Genomic DNA, 15,992 nt, shown 5'->3' with positions numbered 1-15,992 from the left:
TTTCTTAACGATTAAGCATCGTGCTCTTCGTCATCGTGTGGCTTGTCTTTGGTTATACGCACCAGGTCGATGCGGTAATCCGTTGCCTCGATGATTTGGAAATGCAGCGGTGGCAAATCAATCACATCGCCGGGCACTGGCAGTTGGCCCTTTTGCGCAATCAGCAAGCCAGCCAGAGACGCGTGGTCTTCTTCTCGATCAACCAATTCATGATGGTCCAGCAACTGCTGCAGTGAGTGAAGATCGGTCCCGCCTTTCACTAACCAGCCATCGCCATCGGCAATCACATCTGGCGTTTCATCTTCATCCGGGAATTCACCCGCGATCGCTTCCAGCACATCCAGTGGGGTAATCAAACCTTGCACCACACCGAATTCGTTAGTCACGATCACAAAACTGCCCTTCGCTCGACGTAATACGCCCAACAGGTTAATCGGATCCAACGTTTCCGGTACCACAATGGCTGGCGTATTAGCAGCAAACGTCGCGACATCCATACCGTGTTCCAGTGCCACCAGCAGTTCTTTTGCTCGCACCACACCGATAATTTCATCCAGCTCACCACGACACACCGGGAACAGGCTGTGCGGCGTATCCAGCAACTGAATACGAATTTCATCCACCGGACGTTCGGCATCCACCCATGAAATGTTTCCGCGTGGCGTCATGATGCTGCGGATTGAGCGCTGTGACAGCGTCAACACACCGTTAATCATATAACGCTCTTCGTCTTTAAACGCTTCCTGTGGCATCGCCTGCGTCAGTGCAGCGTCTTCTGTGGTCGCTGGCTGATGACGCTGGCGACCGCCCATCAGACGCAAGATCGCCTCGGCGGTACGTTCACGCATCGGGCGATGTTCCTGATGACGAATAAAGTTGCGGCGCGCTATCTGGTTGAACAGCTCAATGACAATCGAGAAGCCAATTGCGGCGTACAGATAGCCTTTAGGAATGTGGAAACCAAAGCCTTCCGCCACCAATGACAAACCGATCATCAGCAGGAAGCTTAAGCAAAGCACCACAACCGTCGGATGGGCGTTGACAAAATTGGTCAACGGCTTCGAAGCCAGCAACATCACACCCATGGCGATCACGACGGCCGTCATCATCACCGGCAGATGGTTCACCATCCCCACAGCGGTAATGACCGCATCAAGCGAGAACACCGCATCCAACACCACAATCTGGATCACTACCGCCCAGAAACTGGCATAGCCTTTATTGCCCTGCTGCTCCATGCCCCGACTTTCCAGACGCTCATGCAGTTCCATGGTTCCTTTGAATAACAGGAACAAACCACCGAACAACAGAATTAAATCTCGCCCGGAAAAACTGAAATCGCCTACGCTGAATAGGGGTCGCGTCAATGTCACGATCCAGGAAATCAGCGAAAGCAGGCCCAATCGCATGATCAATGCGAGTGACAAACCGATCAGACGCGCTTTATCACGCTGTTTCGGTGGCAACTTGTCCGCAAGGATGGCGATAAACACCAGGTTGTCGATGCCGAGAACGATCTCCAACACAATCAGCGTCAGTAAACCCGCCCAAATTGAGGGGTCGAAGAGAAATTCCATCAATGACTCCTTGCAATACAGAGGGGCGAACGAGATTGAGCCTGCGCCGTGAAGCGAGACGAAAGATCGTTAGCAAATGAGGTCACGCTGAAGAGCGTTGTAGTGTGCGCCAGAGAGCGCGGTGAACATGTTGAGCGACGTCGGTGACGGTCCATATAGGTGAGCTGAAGCCCGATACTCCTGAATATTAAACAGAACGCTAATGTATCAGTTACATCAACAACGTCAAAAAATTTTATTACATTTACAAACAACTGCACAAACGCAGGAATAACGAACATAAATGCAATTTTGCAGCGTTACGCTCGAAATAGCTGACAAACATCACATAAATTATTTTTTCGCGCACTAAAATAAATCGCGACCTTACTGCTGTGCAGCGGACAGTTTCGGAATATTTATTGATGCGACTCTTCATCTCAGACCCAAACGATCCACCTGAATCAACAACGGTAATTCTCAATGATTCCCCGGCAATGCCAGAGAATCTCTCATGCGAACGGAGGTAGCAAGTGACCATTGCTATTGTAATTGGTACACATGGCTGGGCGGCAGAACAGCTGCTCAAAACAGCAGAAATGTTGTTGGGTGAACAGGAAAATGTCGGATGGATTGATTTCGTACCCGGCGAAAATGCAGAAACGCTAATCGAAAAGTATCAGGCGCGACTGACAGAACTCGATACTTCAAAAGGCGTGTTGTTCTTAGTCGATACCTGGGGTGGCAGCCCATTCAATGCGGCCAGCCGCATTGTCGTGGATAAGCCGAATTATGATGTCATCGCCGGGGTGAATATTCCGATGCTGGTGGAAACCCTAATGGGGCGCGATGACAATCCATCTTTTGAGGAATTGATTCACATTGCCGTGGAAGCGGGCCGTGAAGGAGTTAAAGCCCTCAAGACCGAAACGCCAACGCCAGAAGCGGCCGCTCCGGTTGCGGCCAAGGCCCCAGCACAACCACAAAAACCGCTGGCACCCGGCGAGCACATGAAGATCGGGCTTGCCCGTATCGATGACCGCTTGATTCACGGCCAGGTGGCGACCCGCTGGACAAAAGAGACCAACGTGACGCGCATCATCGTGGTAAGTGATGAAGTAGCTAACGATCATGTACGTAAGACGCTGCTCACGCAGGTGGCACCACCGGGCGTAACTGCCCATGTGGTCGATGTCGCTAAGATGATCCGTGTGTGGAATAACCCGAAATATGGCCGCGATCGCGTGATGCTGCTCTTCACCAACCCAACCGATGTGGAACGTATTGTTGAGCAAGGCGTCGACATCAAATCCGTCAACATTGGTGGTATGGCATTTAAACAGGGCAAAACCCAGGTCAACAACGCGGTCTCTGTCGATCAGAAAGATATCGCCGCGTTCCGCAAATTGAACGAGCGCGGTATTGAACTGGAAGTGCGTAAAGTTTCAAACGACCCGAGATTAAAAATGATGGACCTGATTGCGAAGGTCAATCAGTAGTTCGCTTTTGCCTGCACTGGCGGGCGAATACTTGAGACCTTGCTGAGGAGAAAAGCAATGGAAATAACCACGCTACAAATCATCCTGATATTTATTGTGGCTTGTATTGCCGGGATGGGTTCGATTCTTGATGAGTTCCAGTTCCACCGTCCATTGGTCGCATGTACCTTGATTGGAGCCGTATTGGGTGACATGAAAACCGGTATCATCATCGGTGGTACGCTGGAAATGATCGCCCTGGGTTGGATGAACATCGGTGCTGCGGTGGCACCCGATGCCGCTTTAGCCTCAATCATCTCTACCATTCTGGTTATCGCCGGTGGGCAAAGCGTCGGTGCGGGTATCGCACTGGCCATCCCGCTGGCTGCGGCCGGTCAGGTTTTAACCATCATCGTGCGTACCATTACCGTCGCCTTCCAGCATGCTGCCGATAAGGCGGCTGAGAAAGGCAACCTGAGCGCCATCAGCTGGATTCACGTTTCAGCCTTGGTGTTACAAGCGATGCGTATCGCAATTCCTGCGTTGATCGTGGCGATTTCAGTGGGTACCAGCGTGGTACAGGAACTGTTGGGCTCGATTCCAGAAGTGGTAACAAATGGTCTGAACATCGCGGGTGGTATGATCGTCGTAGTTGGTTACGCGATGGTCATCAACATGATGCGTGCTGGCTACCTGATGCCGTTCTTCTATCTGGGCTTCGTTACCGCAGCTTTCACCAACTTCAACCTGGTTGCGCTGGGCGTAATTGGTGTGGTGATGGCGGTGCTGTATATCCAACTGGCACCGAAATATAACCGCGTGGCAGGTGCTGCTGCCGGTCCTGCGCACAATGACCTCGACAACGAACTCGACTAGGAACAGGTGAAATCATGGTAGATACAACTAACGCTCCAAAGAAACTCACCCCGAGCGATGTCCGTGGTGTGTTCTTACGCTCTAACCTGTTTCAGGGTTCATGGAACTTTGAACGTATGCAGGCGCTGGGCTTCTGCTTCTCAATGGTGCCGGTGATTCGTCGCCTCTATCCAGAGAATAACGATGACCGTAAACAGGCGATTAAACGTCACCTGGAGTTCTTTAACACCCATCCATACGTTGCCGCACCGGTTCTCGGTGTGACGATGGCGATGGAAGAGCAGCGTGCTAACGGTGCAGCCATTGACGATGCGGCCATCAACGGTATCAAAGTGGGTCTGATGGGCCCGCTGGCAGGCGTAGGTGACCCGATTTTCTGGGGTACGGTGCGTCCAGTGTTTGCCGCGCTGGGTGCAGGTATCGCGATGAGCGGCAGCCTGTTGGGTCCACTGCTGTTCTTCATCCTGTTTAACGCCGTGCGTATGCTGACGCGTTACTACGGGGTGGCTTATGGTTATCGTAAAGGCGTGGACATTGTTAGCGATATGGGCGGCGGCTTCCTGCAGAAACTCACGGAGGGGGCGTCGATTCTCGGCCTGTTTGTTATGGGGGCCTTGGTCAACAAGTGGACACACGTGAACGTGCCGCTTGTGGTGTCGCGTATTACCGATCACACCGGCAAAACCACGGTGACGACTGTGCAGTCAATTCTCGATCAGTTGATGCCCGGTTTGATCCCGCTGCTGCTGACCTTTGGTTGTATGTGGCTGTTACGCCGCAAGGTCAATGCGCTGTGGATTATCGTCGGCTTCTTTGCCTTAGGTATCTTCGGTTACTGGATCGGTCTACTCGGTCTGTAATACGCTCGCCGGGGGCTTTCGCTCCCGGCCGTTTTTAGCGGGATTACCTGAGCGCCAACGTTGAGGTAAATTCGTTTGAGGAAGAAAATTTCATGTCACTGACTGACGCTCTGATCGCGCTGCTCATCATCGCCTTCGCCCTGTTCGCACTCTACGATGATGTCATCTTGCCGCGGCGCAATGGCCCCACCAAGCTTCGCGTGGCGTTGCGTCGTCGACACAAAATTGACAGTGGCATTTTTATTGTATTACTGCTGATTTTGCTCTGGAACAACGTCAGTAACCATGGCCCGCAACTGAGCACCACGTTGCTGATGGTGCTGTGCTTTATGGCTATCTGGTTATTCTGGCTGCGTACGCCCAAGCTGCTGATGAAAAACGACGGGCTGTTTTTTGGATGTGTATGGATCGACTATCGCCGCATTCAGAGCATGAACCTCTCTGAAGACGGCATTTTAGTGATGCAACTGGAACAGCGTCGTCTGCTGATTGCAGTGAAACAGCTTGACGATTTGGAGCGGATTTATAACACCCTGGTGGAAGCGCGTTAAGCGCGCTGCCAAAGCGTCAGGACAAAATCGGCATCGCAGCTAAAGGTATCGGCTGCCGCCAGTTCTTGCCACATCTCTTCACGCGCACGCCAGGCAAACGGCGTCATCTGCAACAGACTCACTGCTTCAGCGCCTTTTAACGTCATCTCATAACGAAGCTTTTGTTGTTCGACTTGGCTAAAGCCTTCATAGGCTTTCTCTTCGGCCGCATGCAGTTGTACTTCGCGATAAATGTGCGCTTTAAACTGCTGCAGGTGATGTGGGCCTGGTGTCACGGTGAGTAAATAGCCGCCCACTTTGATGACACGGCTGAGTTCGGCCTCATTACAAGGCGCATAGATACGCACAATGCCATCCAGTGATGCATCCGCAAACGGCAAGCGCTGGCTTGAGGCCACACAGAACTTCACCGCACGGTAGCGCTTAGCCGCCATACGAATCGCCGCCTTCGCCACATCAAGCCCAAATAGCTGTGCCTGCGGCAGTGCTTCTGCCATCGCTGCGGTGTAATACCCCTCACCACAGCCGATATCCAATACCTGCGTGGTTTGGCCGGACAACCGCTGCGTCAACATCTGGGCGACAGCATCACGCAACGGCTGATAGTGCCCTGCATCGAGAAACATCCGGCGCGCCAGCAGCATTTCAGCGCTGTCACCAGGTTCACGGGATCCTTTGTGCTGTACGGGCAGCAGGTTGACGTACCCTTCTTTAGCCTGATCGAACTGATGACCCGCATCACAGCGAAAACTGTTCGCCTGAAGCTGTAAAGACTGATGGCAAAGAGGGCAAATCAAAGACATAGATAACTCCGGGTTAGCGATTCGCGCGCAGTTTACCCTGATCATCTGGCAACAGAAAGGATAAAGAAAAGCCCCGGTCATAGACCAGGGCTTTACAATTCGTGTCAGCGGTGCATGGCACCGAGTCTGAGAGCGAAATCAGATAGCAGTAACGTTTACTGCTGCTGGGCCTTTCTGGCCGTCCTGAATTTCAAACTCAACAGCCTGGCCTTCTGCCAGAGTTTTGAAGCCATTACCTTGGATTGCAGAGAAGTGTACGAACACATCTTTGCTGCCGTCAGCAGGAGTAATGAAACCAAAACCTTTAGACTCGTTGAACCACTTAACCTGACCTTTAATCTTTGCCATTTTTGCAAATTCCTTAGAGTGTTTATATTGCCCGAGGGCAGTCTTACAGAGAAACCAGAGACATTACTGAATGAGGCACTAATTTAAGGTTCGGCAAGGAAGCGGAATTCAACGTCAACGTCTTTACTCGTAACTTCTTTACTGAAGATGCCATACATAAACAGAACTGTACCTCGTTTAACCCACGATTCGTTATCACATATCCGCAAATTAATGGCAAGCCATTTTTAAACGGTGATAGACACGACGCACATTATTGGCTGCAACCTCACATATTTTAGCCGACAGTGCAGTGACAAGTGCGGGGTTCAATAAACGAAAACGTTTATGAGTCAGTATAGTTAGCGCCATCAGGCCGCCAAGTCAAGCGCAGCGGGATGACAAAACCATACCAATTAAAGCAGATTAGATTACGCAGAAAATATTGCACTAATATGGCACAGATAAAATATTCCATCAAAAAAATTACATCTAATGCAACAATCGTGCATTGTGCAAAACTTGTACAGATCCATTTATTAGGTACAAGTCATAAATTATTTTGCACCAAAATCAGGAAAGTAATACGCCACTTGCCCCAAATATATGCACTGCAATTTGGCGGTTATCTTATTTTTAACTATTTACCCAACAATTAAATGTTAAAAAACGGCACCCGGATACTTGATTTAACAAAACAGGCTTAGGACTAATCTGAGTCGATATTCAACAAGCTACGGCTCTCCCCTATTCTCCAGGGAATAAAGCCCTTATTGGACTCTCCCGCTGCCTGCAGCGCTTTCTCCAATGCCGCAGGGGGTTCATCCAGCGGATCATCAGCCAATTCAAACACTCCCCAATGTATCGGCAAAGTGAGTGGGCGGCCAATTGATTGCCAGAGGCGCATGGCCTGGTCCGGGTCCATATGTTGCCCACGCATGAACCATTTTGGTGCATAGGCGCCAATGGGTAATGCTGCAAGGTTAAATGGCCCCAAACGGTTAGCGATCTCAAGTAAGTTATCGCTGTAGCCGCTGTCACCCGAAAACCAAAAATTCAGCGTCATATTGCGTACGACCCATCCACACCAGAGTGAGCGATTCCGATCCCAAAAGGTGCGCATGCTCCAATGTCTGGCAGGGACTGCCGTAAAGGTAAACCCTGAAACGTCGACAGATTGCCACCAGTCCAACTCACTGACATGGCGCACACCGCGTTTGCGACACCATCCGCCCATCCCCAGCGGCACGATGAACTGCGCAGCAGGAAAATGACGGGCAATGCGTTTTACCGTGGGACGATCGAGATGATCATAATGGTTATGCGAAATCAGCACAAAATCGAGATGAGGTAACTGTGTGATACTCAGTGGCGCGGGTGTTTTGCGTTCAGGCCCTGCAAACGGCAACGGGGAAGCTCGCGAAGAGAGCACGGGATCAATAAGTATGTAGCGTTGATTAAGGCGTAGCAGAATTGCGGCATGACCCAACCACCAAACGCGATCGTCATTGCCACTTAAATCTGCGCTTTGACACCAGTTATCAATGAAAGCCGGATATCCGGCCTGTGGCGGCCGCGGCAAATTCTCCGCTTTACGCTCGCGCCGCCAGCGCTGCAAATCCCCAGGCTGACGCAACTCCTCTTCCGGGTTGCGGAAGCCTTCTGGCGTATGATGTGCCAGTGATGCGTCATACCAGGGATTTTGCCAGGCCATTACTGCGTCCTATTTTACTTAACGTTCGGGAATCATCCGGATGAAGTCACGTTGATCCGCGTCATCCTCTTCTTCCTGCTGTTGTGCTGTGGCTGGCTGTTGTGCATCCGCCAGGCGGCGCAGCAGCGCATTCTGTTTTTTCTGCTCTTCTAACAGCGCTTCCAGCAAATGGATCTGTTCACTGGCTCGCACGCTGGCACGGTTGACGAAGAACCATGCAATAAAGGCCACAACAATGATGATGGCCAGAACGCCATAATTGAACAGCGGACTGGTATTTGCGGCTAACTCGTTCATAACTGCCTCTATAGTCAAACATAAAACACTTACACCGCCGCTGATTCTACTCGTTGTGTGCGGAAAAGATAATGGTTGCCAGTGGAAAGCAGATTATCCCGCATCATCACTGCTTTCAGTTATCTCTGATCGATTTAATCGGCAGGACGCGGCATGCTGCTACTATAGAAATGGCAGCGACTTCAGGATAGCTGCGTTATGTATCACAAGGAGAAAAAATGAAACTATTCATTCGAGCGATAATGGTAGTGGCGGTAATCTGGTTGGCAATGCTGTTTACGGGCTATGGTGTGTTGACGGGTAGCAACAAGAATGCAGCAGGACTGGGATTGCAGTGTAGCTATCTCACCGCGCGTGGCATGATCACAGCACAATACTTGCACACTGACAGCGGCATCGTTGGTGTAACCGATTGCCCATTACTTAAGAAAAGTGGCGAAGTAGTAGACAATTGATTCATATAACGGGCTGGCAACAGCCCGTTATACTGTCTCAGAAAGGATACTGGTGGTAGCCCATCTGGTCGGAAATGTTCCGCGCGGCACGATGCAGCATCGCAACATATTCGTTTTTTGCTTCTTCGGAAAAACGGATGGTGGGGAAGGAAATACTCAACCCAGCTATCACCACACCAAAGCGGTCAAACACCGGCACTGCGATACAGCGTAAGCCCTCTTCCTGCTCCTCATTGTCCTCGCCAAACCCCTGTTCTTTTACCTGAAGCAGGACGTCGAGCAGTGCCTCTGCGGTCACAATCGTATTGGCGGTGCTGCGGCGGAATTCAACTTCACTCAAGATCTCCTCCGCTTCGCTGCGATCGCGCCACGCCAGCAGCACTTTACCAATAGCGGTGGTATGCAGCGGGTTACGGCGGCCAATGCGCGAGTACATCCGTAGGTTATAAAGTGAGTCAATTTTATGAATATAGACGATGCTATCTTCTTCCAAAGCCCCAAGATGGATGGTCTCTTTGGTCAGTCGCGATAGTTCACGCATTTCGACATCCGCACTGCGGATGAGATCGACGTTTTGCAGCGCTTTAGCACCCAGTTCAAAAAGCTTGAGGGTCAGTGAGTATTTTTCACTTTCCCCTTCCTGTGCCACATAACCCAGCGACTTCATGGTTTGTAGAAAGCGATACACCGTGCTTTTGGACATCATCACACGTTGCGACAGCTCAGTAATACCGTGATCGCGCTCTTCGCCCAGCGCCTGCAAAATGCCAAACACTTTCATTACCGATGAAACGGAATCTGGCTGTTTATCGTTATCACTGCTCGCCATAGCGCATATCCTTTTTTGACGGTGTTTCAAAAAAAACGGAACAGAATTGCCAGTATATGCGTTTCAGCCCAGTAGCAGCAACGGCTGGTGCTCGGGACACATTCCTTCGTAATTTTTTGTCAATGAATTCGGTGCTTTCCAACACAAAATTGATTAGCATGATGATATTCACTTACTTCACTTATTCCTTTTATGTCCCCTACACCTTCTCAGGATGGCTTGCCAGTGCCGCAGCGTTATGGCGCCATTATTACTATCGCATTAGGTATCATGATGGCGGTGCTGGATGGCGCGATTGCTAACGTGGCCCTGCCGACCATCGCGCGTGAACTCAATGCCAGTCCCGCTGAATCTATCTGGATTGTCAACGCCTACCAGATTGCGATTGTTATTTCGCTGCTCACACTCTCTTTTATCGGGGATATGTTGGGCTACCGCCGCGTCTACCAAGTTGGACTGGGGCTGTTTATCGCCACATCACTGTTTTGCGCCCTCTCCTCTTCGCTAAATATGTTGACCGTGGCGCGCATACTGCAAGGATTTGGCGGCGCAGCACTGATGAGCGTTAACACCGCACTGATCCGCATTATCTACCCACAACGTTTCCTGGGCCGGGGAATGGCGATCAATTCGCTGATCGTCGCCGTCTCCAGTGCTGCGGGCCCCACTGTTGCCGCCGCGATTCTCTCCATCGCCAGTTGGAAGTGGCTATTTCTGATTAACATTCCTCTCGGCATCGTGGCGCTATGGCTGGCACTGCGCTTCCTGCCAGATAACACGCAGAAATCAAAACAACAGAAATTCGACGTACCGAGTGCCGTCATGAACGCACTGTTCTTTGGTTTGCTGATTTCCGCATTGAGCGGCTTTTCGCAAGGTCAGGATGGCTGGTTGATTCTGGGTGAAATTGTGGCATTAGTGCTGGTAGGCGTAGTATTTGTCCGTCGCCAATTGTCGATGCCTGTGCCGCTGTTGCCCGTCGATCTTTTGCGTATCCCTATCTTTTCGCTCTCACTGTGCACCTCAATTTGCTCTTTCTGCGCACAAATGTTGGCAATGGTTTCGCTGCCGTTCTTCTTACAAAACGTATTAGGTCGGGATGAAGTAGCAACGGGCTTGCTGCTGACGCCATGGCCACTGGCTACTATGGTGCTGGCGCCTATTGCCGGTCGTTTAATTGAGAAGTTCCACGCGGGTTTGCTGGGTGGACTGGGGCTGGCGATGTTTGCCGCAGGTTTGTTCCTGCTGGCGCTGCTGCCAACTCATCCTACCGATCTGGATATCATCTGGCGCATGATGCTGTGTGGTGCCGGTTTCGGTTTGTTCCAGTCGCCTAACAATCACACCATTATTTCTTCTGCACCGCGTAATCGCAGTGGCGGCGCCAGTGGCATGCTGGGAACAGCGCGCTTAGTAGGACAAAGCAGTGGTGCAGCATTGGTTGCACTGATGTTCAACCTGTTTAATGACAGTGGCACTCACGCTTCGCTGGTACTCGCAGGCAGTTTTGCTACCGTCGCCGCCGTGGTCAGCATGGCACGTATGACACAATCACGCGCGGTCAGCGATGCGTAAAACAACAAGGGCGCCCTCAGGCGCCCTTGTTCATTCATTACCCTATTACTTCAGATAGTCGCCATTACGCAACGCTTCGATACGCTTATCTAACGGTGGGTGCGACATAAACAGCTCGCTTAGCGATTTGCTTTTACCATTGATGCAGAATGCCATCATGCTGCTTGGCTCCTGCGGCTCATAGCTGGTCTTCAATCGTTGCAGCGCGGCAATCATCTTCTCGCGGCCGACCAATTTGGCAGAACCCGCATCCGCATGGAATTCACGGTGACGTGAGAACCACATGGTAATAATGCTGGCGAGAATACCGAACACCATTTCAAGCACCATCGCGACCGCAAAGTAAACCATCGGGTTGCCGTTGCTGCTCTCTTCACCATCACGGTTACCAGACAAGAAGCCAGAGGCTACTTGCGCAATAATACGCGAAATAAAGATGACGAAGGTGTTCACCACACCCTGGATCAGCGTCATGGTGATCATGTCACCATTGGCGATGTGGGCCATTTCGTGAGCCAGTACCGCTTCCGCTTCGTCGCGACTCATGTTTTGCAGCAAACCGGTCGAGACTGCCACTAACGAAGCATCACGACGTGCACCGGTAGCAAAGGCGTTAATATCTGGCGCGTGGTAAATCGCGACCTGCGGCATCGCAACGCCGGACTGTTGAGCCTGGCGGCTGATGGTTTCCATCAGCCAGCGTTCCGTCTCGTTACGGGGTTGTTCTATCACTTCACCACCAACGGAGCGCAACGCCATCCACTTGGACATCAGCAGTGAAACAAACGCACCGCCAAAGCCAAACAGACCTGCCATAATCATCAGACCCTGAACACTGCTTGACTGGATTCCTGTCAGACTCAGAATCAGTCCGAATACCAACATCACCGCCAGGTTGGTGACCAGGAAAAGCGCAATACGCATCATAAACGTTAATCTTCCTCAGTTGTGCTCGCGCTTATGCGCGGATATATATCCTATGTTCATTACGCAGCATTTCAAGCGACCTTAATCTTTAAGTGCCTAAAAAGACATAACTTTACATTTGGTAACGATACCAGCAAATTCACTCATTCGTCGCCGTGAACAAAGATTCTCTCCAAAAAAAAGCACCGCCGAAGCGGTGCTTTTCAATCAGCAGGCGATTACTTTGCCTGTGCTGCGGCTGGTTGGGATTTCTCCAGCTGCGCCATGTCATTGGCAATTTTGACTGTTTCGTCCAGATACGGGTCTGGCTCTTTATAGTCTTTCGGCAGATCGTCGAGGCTCTTCAGCGGTGCTTTGCCTTCAGCCTGATAGCGTGCGTTGATACGCTCCAGACGCAGTGCATCATCTTCATGATTCTCTTTCTCACGCTGGCCGAGATTGAGTGACACGATATTGCGTTTGTCTTTCATCGCATCGAAGCGCGCAATATCTTTCAAGATGTACTGGAACTCGCGATCTTTCGCGATGCGATCCGCGTGCTCTTTGGTCAGTTGTGGAACCAAGGCTGAAATATCACCGGTTTTGGTGTAAGTCGCCGCGTTCACGCTATCCCATGGCAACGCGTTGTCCTCAAACTTCTCACCCGTTTCAGCCGCTTCCACACCTGTCGGCATCAGCAGGTCAGGCGTCACGCCTTTACGCTGAGTACTGCCGCCGTTGATGCGGTAGAACTTCTGAATCGTGTACTGCACCGAACCCAGTGCAGGCCATTCCGGACGCAGCATTTGATCGTAGATGCGGTTAAGCGAACGATACTGCTGTACGGTGCCTTTACCGAAGGTGGGCTCACCGACAATCAATGCACGGCCATAATCCTGCATGGCAGCAGCAAAAATTTCAGAGGCTGATGCACTGAAACGATCGACCAACACTACCAGTGGACCTTTGTAATAAACGATACCATCGTTATCACTGTCCTGACGCACGCGACCATTGTTGTCACGAACCTGCACTACCGGACCACTTGGAATAAACAAGCCAGAAAGGGATACCGCTTCTGTCAGTGCGCCACCACCGTTGGTACGCAGATCGATCACGATACTGTCGACGTTTTGTTTCTGCAGTTTTTGCAGCTGCACTTTCACATCGTCAGTCAGGCCCACGTAGAAGCCAGGAATGTCCAGCACGCCAACCTTTTCTTTACCGACGTTGTGCACAGTGCCTTTAACCGCACGGTCTTCCAGACGAATCTTCTCACGCGTCAGCGTCACGATACGGGTTTTGGTCCCCTTACCGGCCGGCAGAATCTCAAGGCGCACTTTACTGCCTTTCGGTCCCTTGATTTTGGAAACCACGTCATCCAGACGCCAGCCAATCACATCTTCCATTGGCTTGCCTGGCTGGGCGACACCGACAATACGGTCACCCACGCTGATGGATTTGCTCTTCGCCGCTGGACCACCGGCAACCATCGAGTTGATCACCGTGTAGTCATCGTCCATCTGCAGCACCGCACCGATACCTTCAAGCGACAGGCTCATCTCGGTGTTAAATTGTTCGGTATTGCGAGGCGACAGGTAATTAGTGTGCGGATCGATTTCATGCGCAAAGGCAGTCATCGCCAGCTGGAACACATCTTCGCTGTTGCTCTGTGCCAGGCGGCGGATAGCAAAGTTGTAACGCTTGGTCAGCGTTTCACGAATTTCTTTGTCATCTTTGCCAGCCAGTTTAAGGCTCAGCTCATCATATTTAACTTTGGCATCCCACAGCGCATTTAACTCATCGGTACTTTTTGGCCATGGCGATTTTGAGCGGTCAATGTCAATCGTGTCATTGCCGGCGAAATTCATTGGGCGGTTCAGCACGCTCAGCGCATATTGATAGCGCTCAAAACGGCGTTTCTGCGCCAGGTTATAGAGATCGTAAAAGACATCCAGCTTACCGCTGCGGAATTCATCGCCAAGAGTGGTTTTCTTATCAGCGAATTGCGCAACGTCAGAGGCCAGCAACACATTATGGTTGTAATCGAGCAGATTCAGGTAGCGATCAAAAATTTTCGCGGAAAAATCCTGATTCAAATCGAACTGACGATAATGCGAGCGAGTAAAACGCGAGGTGACGCGCTCACTAACGGTAGGATGCTGCGGATCTTCATGTAACTGTGGAATCTGGTCAGCGCGGGTAATGTTATCTGCGCCAAAGGTGGGGCCTGCTAACAGCAGGCCCGCGATCATACCGATCTTTAAAATGTTGTTCATGCCGAGGTCAGCCTCCGTTTCAGAACTGCAAGTGTTCTGCGCGCACAATCATTGCCATGCCGGAAGCGAGTTGCACCCGAACGCCATCCTTGGTGATTTCAAGAATGGTGGCGTCCATTGCACTTTTCCCTGCTTTAACTTTGATGTTCTGGCCGAGCTGCAAAGTTGAGGTATCAGTGACAGGTATCGCTTGCGGCTGGCGCGGTGCAGGATTACGTTCAGCAGAAGCTGGACGCGGAGCCTGTGGACGCGGCTTACGCGGGGCTTCGCCTTCAGCAGCTTTACGCGGTGCAGGTTTACGCGGGCGACGTTCAGCGGTCTCTTCACCGGCTTCACGCTTCTTCGCTCTCTGCTGATCACGTTGTGCCTGAACGCGCGCTTTAGCTTCTTCTAACTGCTTACGCGCATGCTCTACATGTTGCTCATCCAGCACGCCACAGGCGTTGCCGTCGAGATCGACACGATTTGCACCGGCTTTAATGCCGTAAAGGTAACGCCAGCTCGAGGTATAAAGACGCAAGGCCGAACGCAGTTGCGTCTTGCTCAGGCTGTTTTCACCCTGAACGCGCTCGACCAGATCCTGGAAGATACCGACTTTGAGCGGACGCGCTTCGCCTTCGGCGCTAAAGCATTGCGGAAAACGTTCCGCCAAAAAGGCGATAACTTCTTTACTGCTATTCAACTTAGGTTGATTTTCCATGAAATTTCCTGATTACTACGGGTTTGCCGACCAGAGCAGGCATGAACAGGCGACATTATAATGACAACATCGCCAAATGCTATGTGATCCAGTCGATTAGCTATGCGTCAGCTGAAGAAATTTTTCGATGTCGCTGCCCGCCAGCACTTCACAAAGCCCGTCGGTAAGGGCCACCAGCCCCGTTTCGTCCTCACTATCGAAGCGAGAATAAACCGTACTATCAATGTCCAACACACCCACTAAGGTGCCGTTTACTTTCAGAGGAATCACGATTTCCGCGTTGCTGGCTGCGTCACAAGCGATATGGCCTGGAAACGCATGCACATCTTCAACGCGCTGGACTTTATCCTCTGCAATCGCTGTGCCACATACTCCTTTACCTACCGGAATACGCACGCAGGCAATTTTGCCCTGGAACGGACCCAACACCAGCGTGTTGGGCTCGGTCAGTAAATAGAATCCTGCCCAGTTCACACCTTCCAGACGTTCAAATAGCAGCGCACTGCAATTACCCAGCGCCGCCAGGAAAGAGGTTTCGCCCGCTAATAATGCGCGAACATCACGATTCAAATCCTCGTAAAACTCTTTTTTGTTCATTGTTTAACCATAACTCGTCACTGCAGTGACCCTGTTGTCACTCAGTTGTTAAAATAAGCACTAATAATCCAACCCCATAAGGTGAATCATTGTGTTAGTTACTATACCCTTAGCAGTCGGTGGTTAAGATTTTTCTCGGACCACAGAATGTTGCAGGCAGATTGCTCTGCTCAGCTTGCCGGTAACCGT

General features: G+C 51.2%; 17 protein-coding genes. 6 read left to right on the top strand and 11 right to left on the bottom strand.

Annotated elements, in window-relative coordinates:
* Window positions 1-11: 11 nt before the first annotated feature.
* Window positions 12-1,577 (bottom strand): TerC family protein, encoded by a 1,566-nt coding sequence (locus HA51_RS10610; RefSeq protein WP_084934484.1) that lies wholly within the window; start codon window positions 1,575-1,577, stop codon window positions 12-14.
* A gap of 512 nt (window positions 1,578-2,089) precedes the next feature.
* Between HA51_RS10610 and manX the strand changes: the two genes are divergently transcribed.
* The 4 genes from manX to HA51_RS10590 all read left to right on the top strand — a co-directional run bounded on the left by manX (window position 2,090) and on the right by HA51_RS10590 (window position 5,321).
* Complete coding sequence (manX, locus tag HA51_RS10605; RefSeq protein WP_084934483.1) at window positions 2,090-3,055, top strand: PTS mannose transporter subunit IIAB; 966 nt, start codon at window positions 2,090-2,092, stop codon at window positions 3,053-3,055.
* 57 nt (window positions 3,056-3,112) lie between these two features.
* Window positions 3,113-3,910: a PTS mannose/fructose/sorbose transporter subunit IIC gene (locus HA51_RS10600; protein ID WP_084934482.1), complete on the top strand. Its 798-nt coding sequence runs from the start codon at window positions 3,113-3,115 to the stop codon at window positions 3,908-3,910.
* A gap of 14 nt (window positions 3,911-3,924) precedes the next feature.
* The gene (locus HA51_RS10595) at window positions 3,925-4,770 is read left to right on the top strand and encodes a PTS mannose transporter subunit IID (RefSeq protein WP_084934481.1); all 846 of its coding nucleotides are present in this window, start codon (window positions 3,925-3,927) and stop codon (window positions 4,768-4,770) included.
* 92 nt (window positions 4,771-4,862) lie between these two features.
* Window positions 4,863-5,321 carry a DUF986 family protein gene (locus HA51_RS10590; RefSeq protein WP_084934480.1) on the top strand — a complete coding sequence of 153 codons (459 nt, stop codon included), beginning with the start codon at window positions 4,863-4,865 and terminating at the stop codon, window positions 5,319-5,321.
* Here the strand turns inward: HA51_RS10590 and rlmA are convergent.
* The 5 genes from rlmA to HA51_RS10570 all read right to left on the bottom strand — a co-directional run bounded on the left by rlmA (window position 5,318) and on the right by HA51_RS10570 (window position 8,462).
* Window positions 5,318-6,124 carry a 23S rRNA (guanine(745)-N(1))-methyltransferase gene (gene rlmA / locus HA51_RS10585; protein ID WP_084934479.1) on the bottom strand — a complete coding sequence of 269 codons (807 nt, stop codon included), beginning with the start codon at window positions 6,122-6,124 and terminating at the stop codon, window positions 5,318-5,320. The two genes, HA51_RS10590 and rlmA, sit on opposite strands and share 4 nt — an antisense overlap.
* A 138-nt stretch (window positions 6,125-6,262) precedes the next feature.
* Window positions 6,263-6,472, bottom strand: a complete 210-nt coding sequence (cspE, locus tag HA51_RS10580; protein WP_034828712.1) for a transcription antiterminator/RNA stability regulator CspE — start codon at window positions 6,470-6,472, stop codon at window positions 6,263-6,265.
* Window positions 6,473-6,555: 83 nt separating this feature from the next.
* Window positions 6,556-6,630 (bottom strand): DUF2627 domain-containing protein, encoded by a 75-nt coding sequence (locus HA51_RS26925; RefSeq protein WP_128599124.1) that lies wholly within the window; start codon window positions 6,628-6,630, stop codon window positions 6,556-6,558.
* Between the two features lie 530 nt (window positions 6,631-7,160).
* Entirely contained in the window at window positions 7,161-8,165 is a 1,005-nt protein-coding gene (locus tag HA51_RS10575) for an MBL fold metallo-hydrolase (protein WP_084934478.1), read from the bottom strand.
* Window positions 8,166-8,183: 18 nt separating this feature from the next.
* Window positions 8,184-8,462: a YebO family protein gene (locus HA51_RS10570; RefSeq protein ID WP_084934477.1), complete on the bottom strand. Its 279-nt coding sequence runs from the start codon at window positions 8,460-8,462 to the stop codon at window positions 8,184-8,186.
* Window positions 8,463-8,680: 218 nt separating this feature from the next.
* On the opposite strand from HA51_RS10570, the gene HA51_RS10565 reads away from it, so the two are divergent.
* Window positions 8,681-8,917 (top strand): YobH family protein, encoded by a 237-nt coding sequence (locus tag HA51_RS10565; RefSeq protein WP_084934476.1) that lies wholly within the window; start codon window positions 8,681-8,683, stop codon window positions 8,915-8,917.
* Window positions 8,918-8,954: 37 nt separating this feature from the next.
* Here the strand turns inward: HA51_RS10565 and kdgR are convergent, their stop codons facing one another.
* Window positions 8,955-9,746, bottom strand: coding sequence for a DNA-binding transcriptional regulator KdgR (kdgR, locus tag HA51_RS10560; protein WP_084934475.1), 792 nt, complete (start codon window positions 9,744-9,746; stop codon window positions 8,955-8,957).
* A gap of 192 nt (window positions 9,747-9,938) precedes the next feature.
* On the opposite strand from kdgR, the gene HA51_RS10555 reads away from it, so the two are divergent.
* Window positions 9,939-11,321: an MFS transporter gene (locus HA51_RS10555; RefSeq protein ID WP_084934474.1), complete on the top strand. Its 1,383-nt coding sequence runs from the start codon at window positions 9,939-9,941 to the stop codon at window positions 11,319-11,321.
* Window positions 11,322-11,366: 45 nt separating this feature from the next.
* Here HA51_RS10555 and htpX read toward each other — a convergent pair whose 3' ends face one another.
* The 4 genes from htpX to HA51_RS10535 form a co-directional block, all read right to left on the bottom strand.
* On the bottom strand, window positions 11,367-12,248 hold the full coding sequence (gene htpX, locus HA51_RS10550) for a protease HtpX (RefSeq protein ID WP_084934473.1): 882 nt from the start codon (window positions 12,246-12,248) through the stop codon (window positions 11,367-11,369).
* Between the two features lie 218 nt (window positions 12,249-12,466).
* Window positions 12,467-14,506, bottom strand: coding sequence for a carboxy terminal-processing peptidase (gene prc, locus HA51_RS10545; protein ID WP_084934472.1), 2,040 nt, complete (start codon window positions 14,504-14,506; stop codon window positions 12,467-12,469).
* Between the two features lie 19 nt (window positions 14,507-14,525).
* Entirely contained in the window at window positions 14,526-15,206 is a 681-nt protein-coding gene (gene proQ, locus HA51_RS10540; RefSeq protein WP_084934471.1) for an RNA chaperone ProQ, read from the bottom strand.
* Between the two features lie 96 nt (window positions 15,207-15,302).
* Window positions 15,303-15,803, bottom strand: coding sequence for a GAF domain-containing protein (locus HA51_RS10535; RefSeq protein WP_084934470.1), 501 nt, complete (start codon window positions 15,801-15,803; stop codon window positions 15,303-15,305).
* Window positions 15,804-15,992 lie beyond the last annotated feature (189 nt).

The sequence above is a fragment of the Pantoea rwandensis genome (assembly GCF_002095475.1).
Classification (GTDB): domain Bacteria; phylum Pseudomonadota; class Gammaproteobacteria; order Enterobacterales; family Enterobacteriaceae; genus Pantoea; species Pantoea rwandensis.
This window is presented reverse-complemented; position numbering and strand designations above follow the sequence as displayed.

Bases quoted from the DNA above. Each gene is read 5' to 3' on its own strand.
- HA51_RS10610 (WP_084934484.1), bottom strand. From the start codon at position 1,577: ATGGAATTTCTCTTCGACCCCTCAATTTGGGCGGGTTTACTGACGCTG.
- proQ (WP_084934471.1), bottom strand. From the start codon at position 15,206: ATGGAAAATCAACCTAAGTTGAATAGCAGTAAAGAAGTTATCGCCTTT.
- HA51_RS10590 (WP_084934480.1), top strand. From the start codon at position 4,863: ATGTCACTGACTGACGCTCTGATCGCGCTGCTCATCATCGCCTTCGCC.
- HA51_RS10575 (WP_084934478.1), bottom strand. From the start codon at position 8,165: ATGGCCTGGCAAAATCCCTGGTATGACGCATCACTGGCACATCATACG.
- prc (WP_084934472.1), bottom strand. From the start codon at position 14,506: ATGAACAACATTTTAAAGATCGGTATGATCGCGGGCCTGCTGTTAGCA.
- kdgR (WP_084934475.1), bottom strand. From the start codon at position 9,746: ATGGCGAGCAGTGATAACGATAAACAGCCAGATTCCGTTTCATCGGTA.
- htpX (WP_084934473.1), bottom strand. From the start codon at position 12,248: ATGATGCGTATTGCGCTTTTCCTGGTCACCAACCTGGCGGTGATGTTG.
- HA51_RS10570 (WP_084934477.1), bottom strand. From the start codon at position 8,462: ATGAACGAGTTAGCCGCAAATACCAGTCCGCTGTTCAATTATGGCGTT.
- cspE (WP_034828712.1), bottom strand. From the start codon at position 6,472: ATGGCAAAGATTAAAGGTCAGGTTAAGTGGTTCAACGAGTCTAAAGGT.
- HA51_RS10600 (WP_084934482.1), top strand. From the start codon at position 3,113: ATGGAAATAACCACGCTACAAATCATCCTGATATTTATTGTGGCTTGT.
- HA51_RS10565 (WP_084934476.1), top strand. From the start codon at position 8,681: ATGAAACTATTCATTCGAGCGATAATGGTAGTGGCGGTAATCTGGTTG.
- HA51_RS10595 (WP_084934481.1), top strand. From the start codon at position 3,925: ATGGTAGATACAACTAACGCTCCAAAGAAACTCACCCCGAGCGATGTC.
- HA51_RS10535 (WP_084934470.1), bottom strand. From the start codon at position 15,803: ATGAACAAAAAAGAGTTTTACGAGGATTTGAATCGTGATGTTCGCGCA.
- rlmA (WP_084934479.1), bottom strand. From the start codon at position 6,124: ATGTCTTTGATTTGCCCTCTTTGCCATCAGTCTTTACAGCTTCAGGCG.
- HA51_RS10555 (WP_084934474.1), top strand. From the start codon at position 9,939: ATGTCCCCTACACCTTCTCAGGATGGCTTGCCAGTGCCGCAGCGTTAT.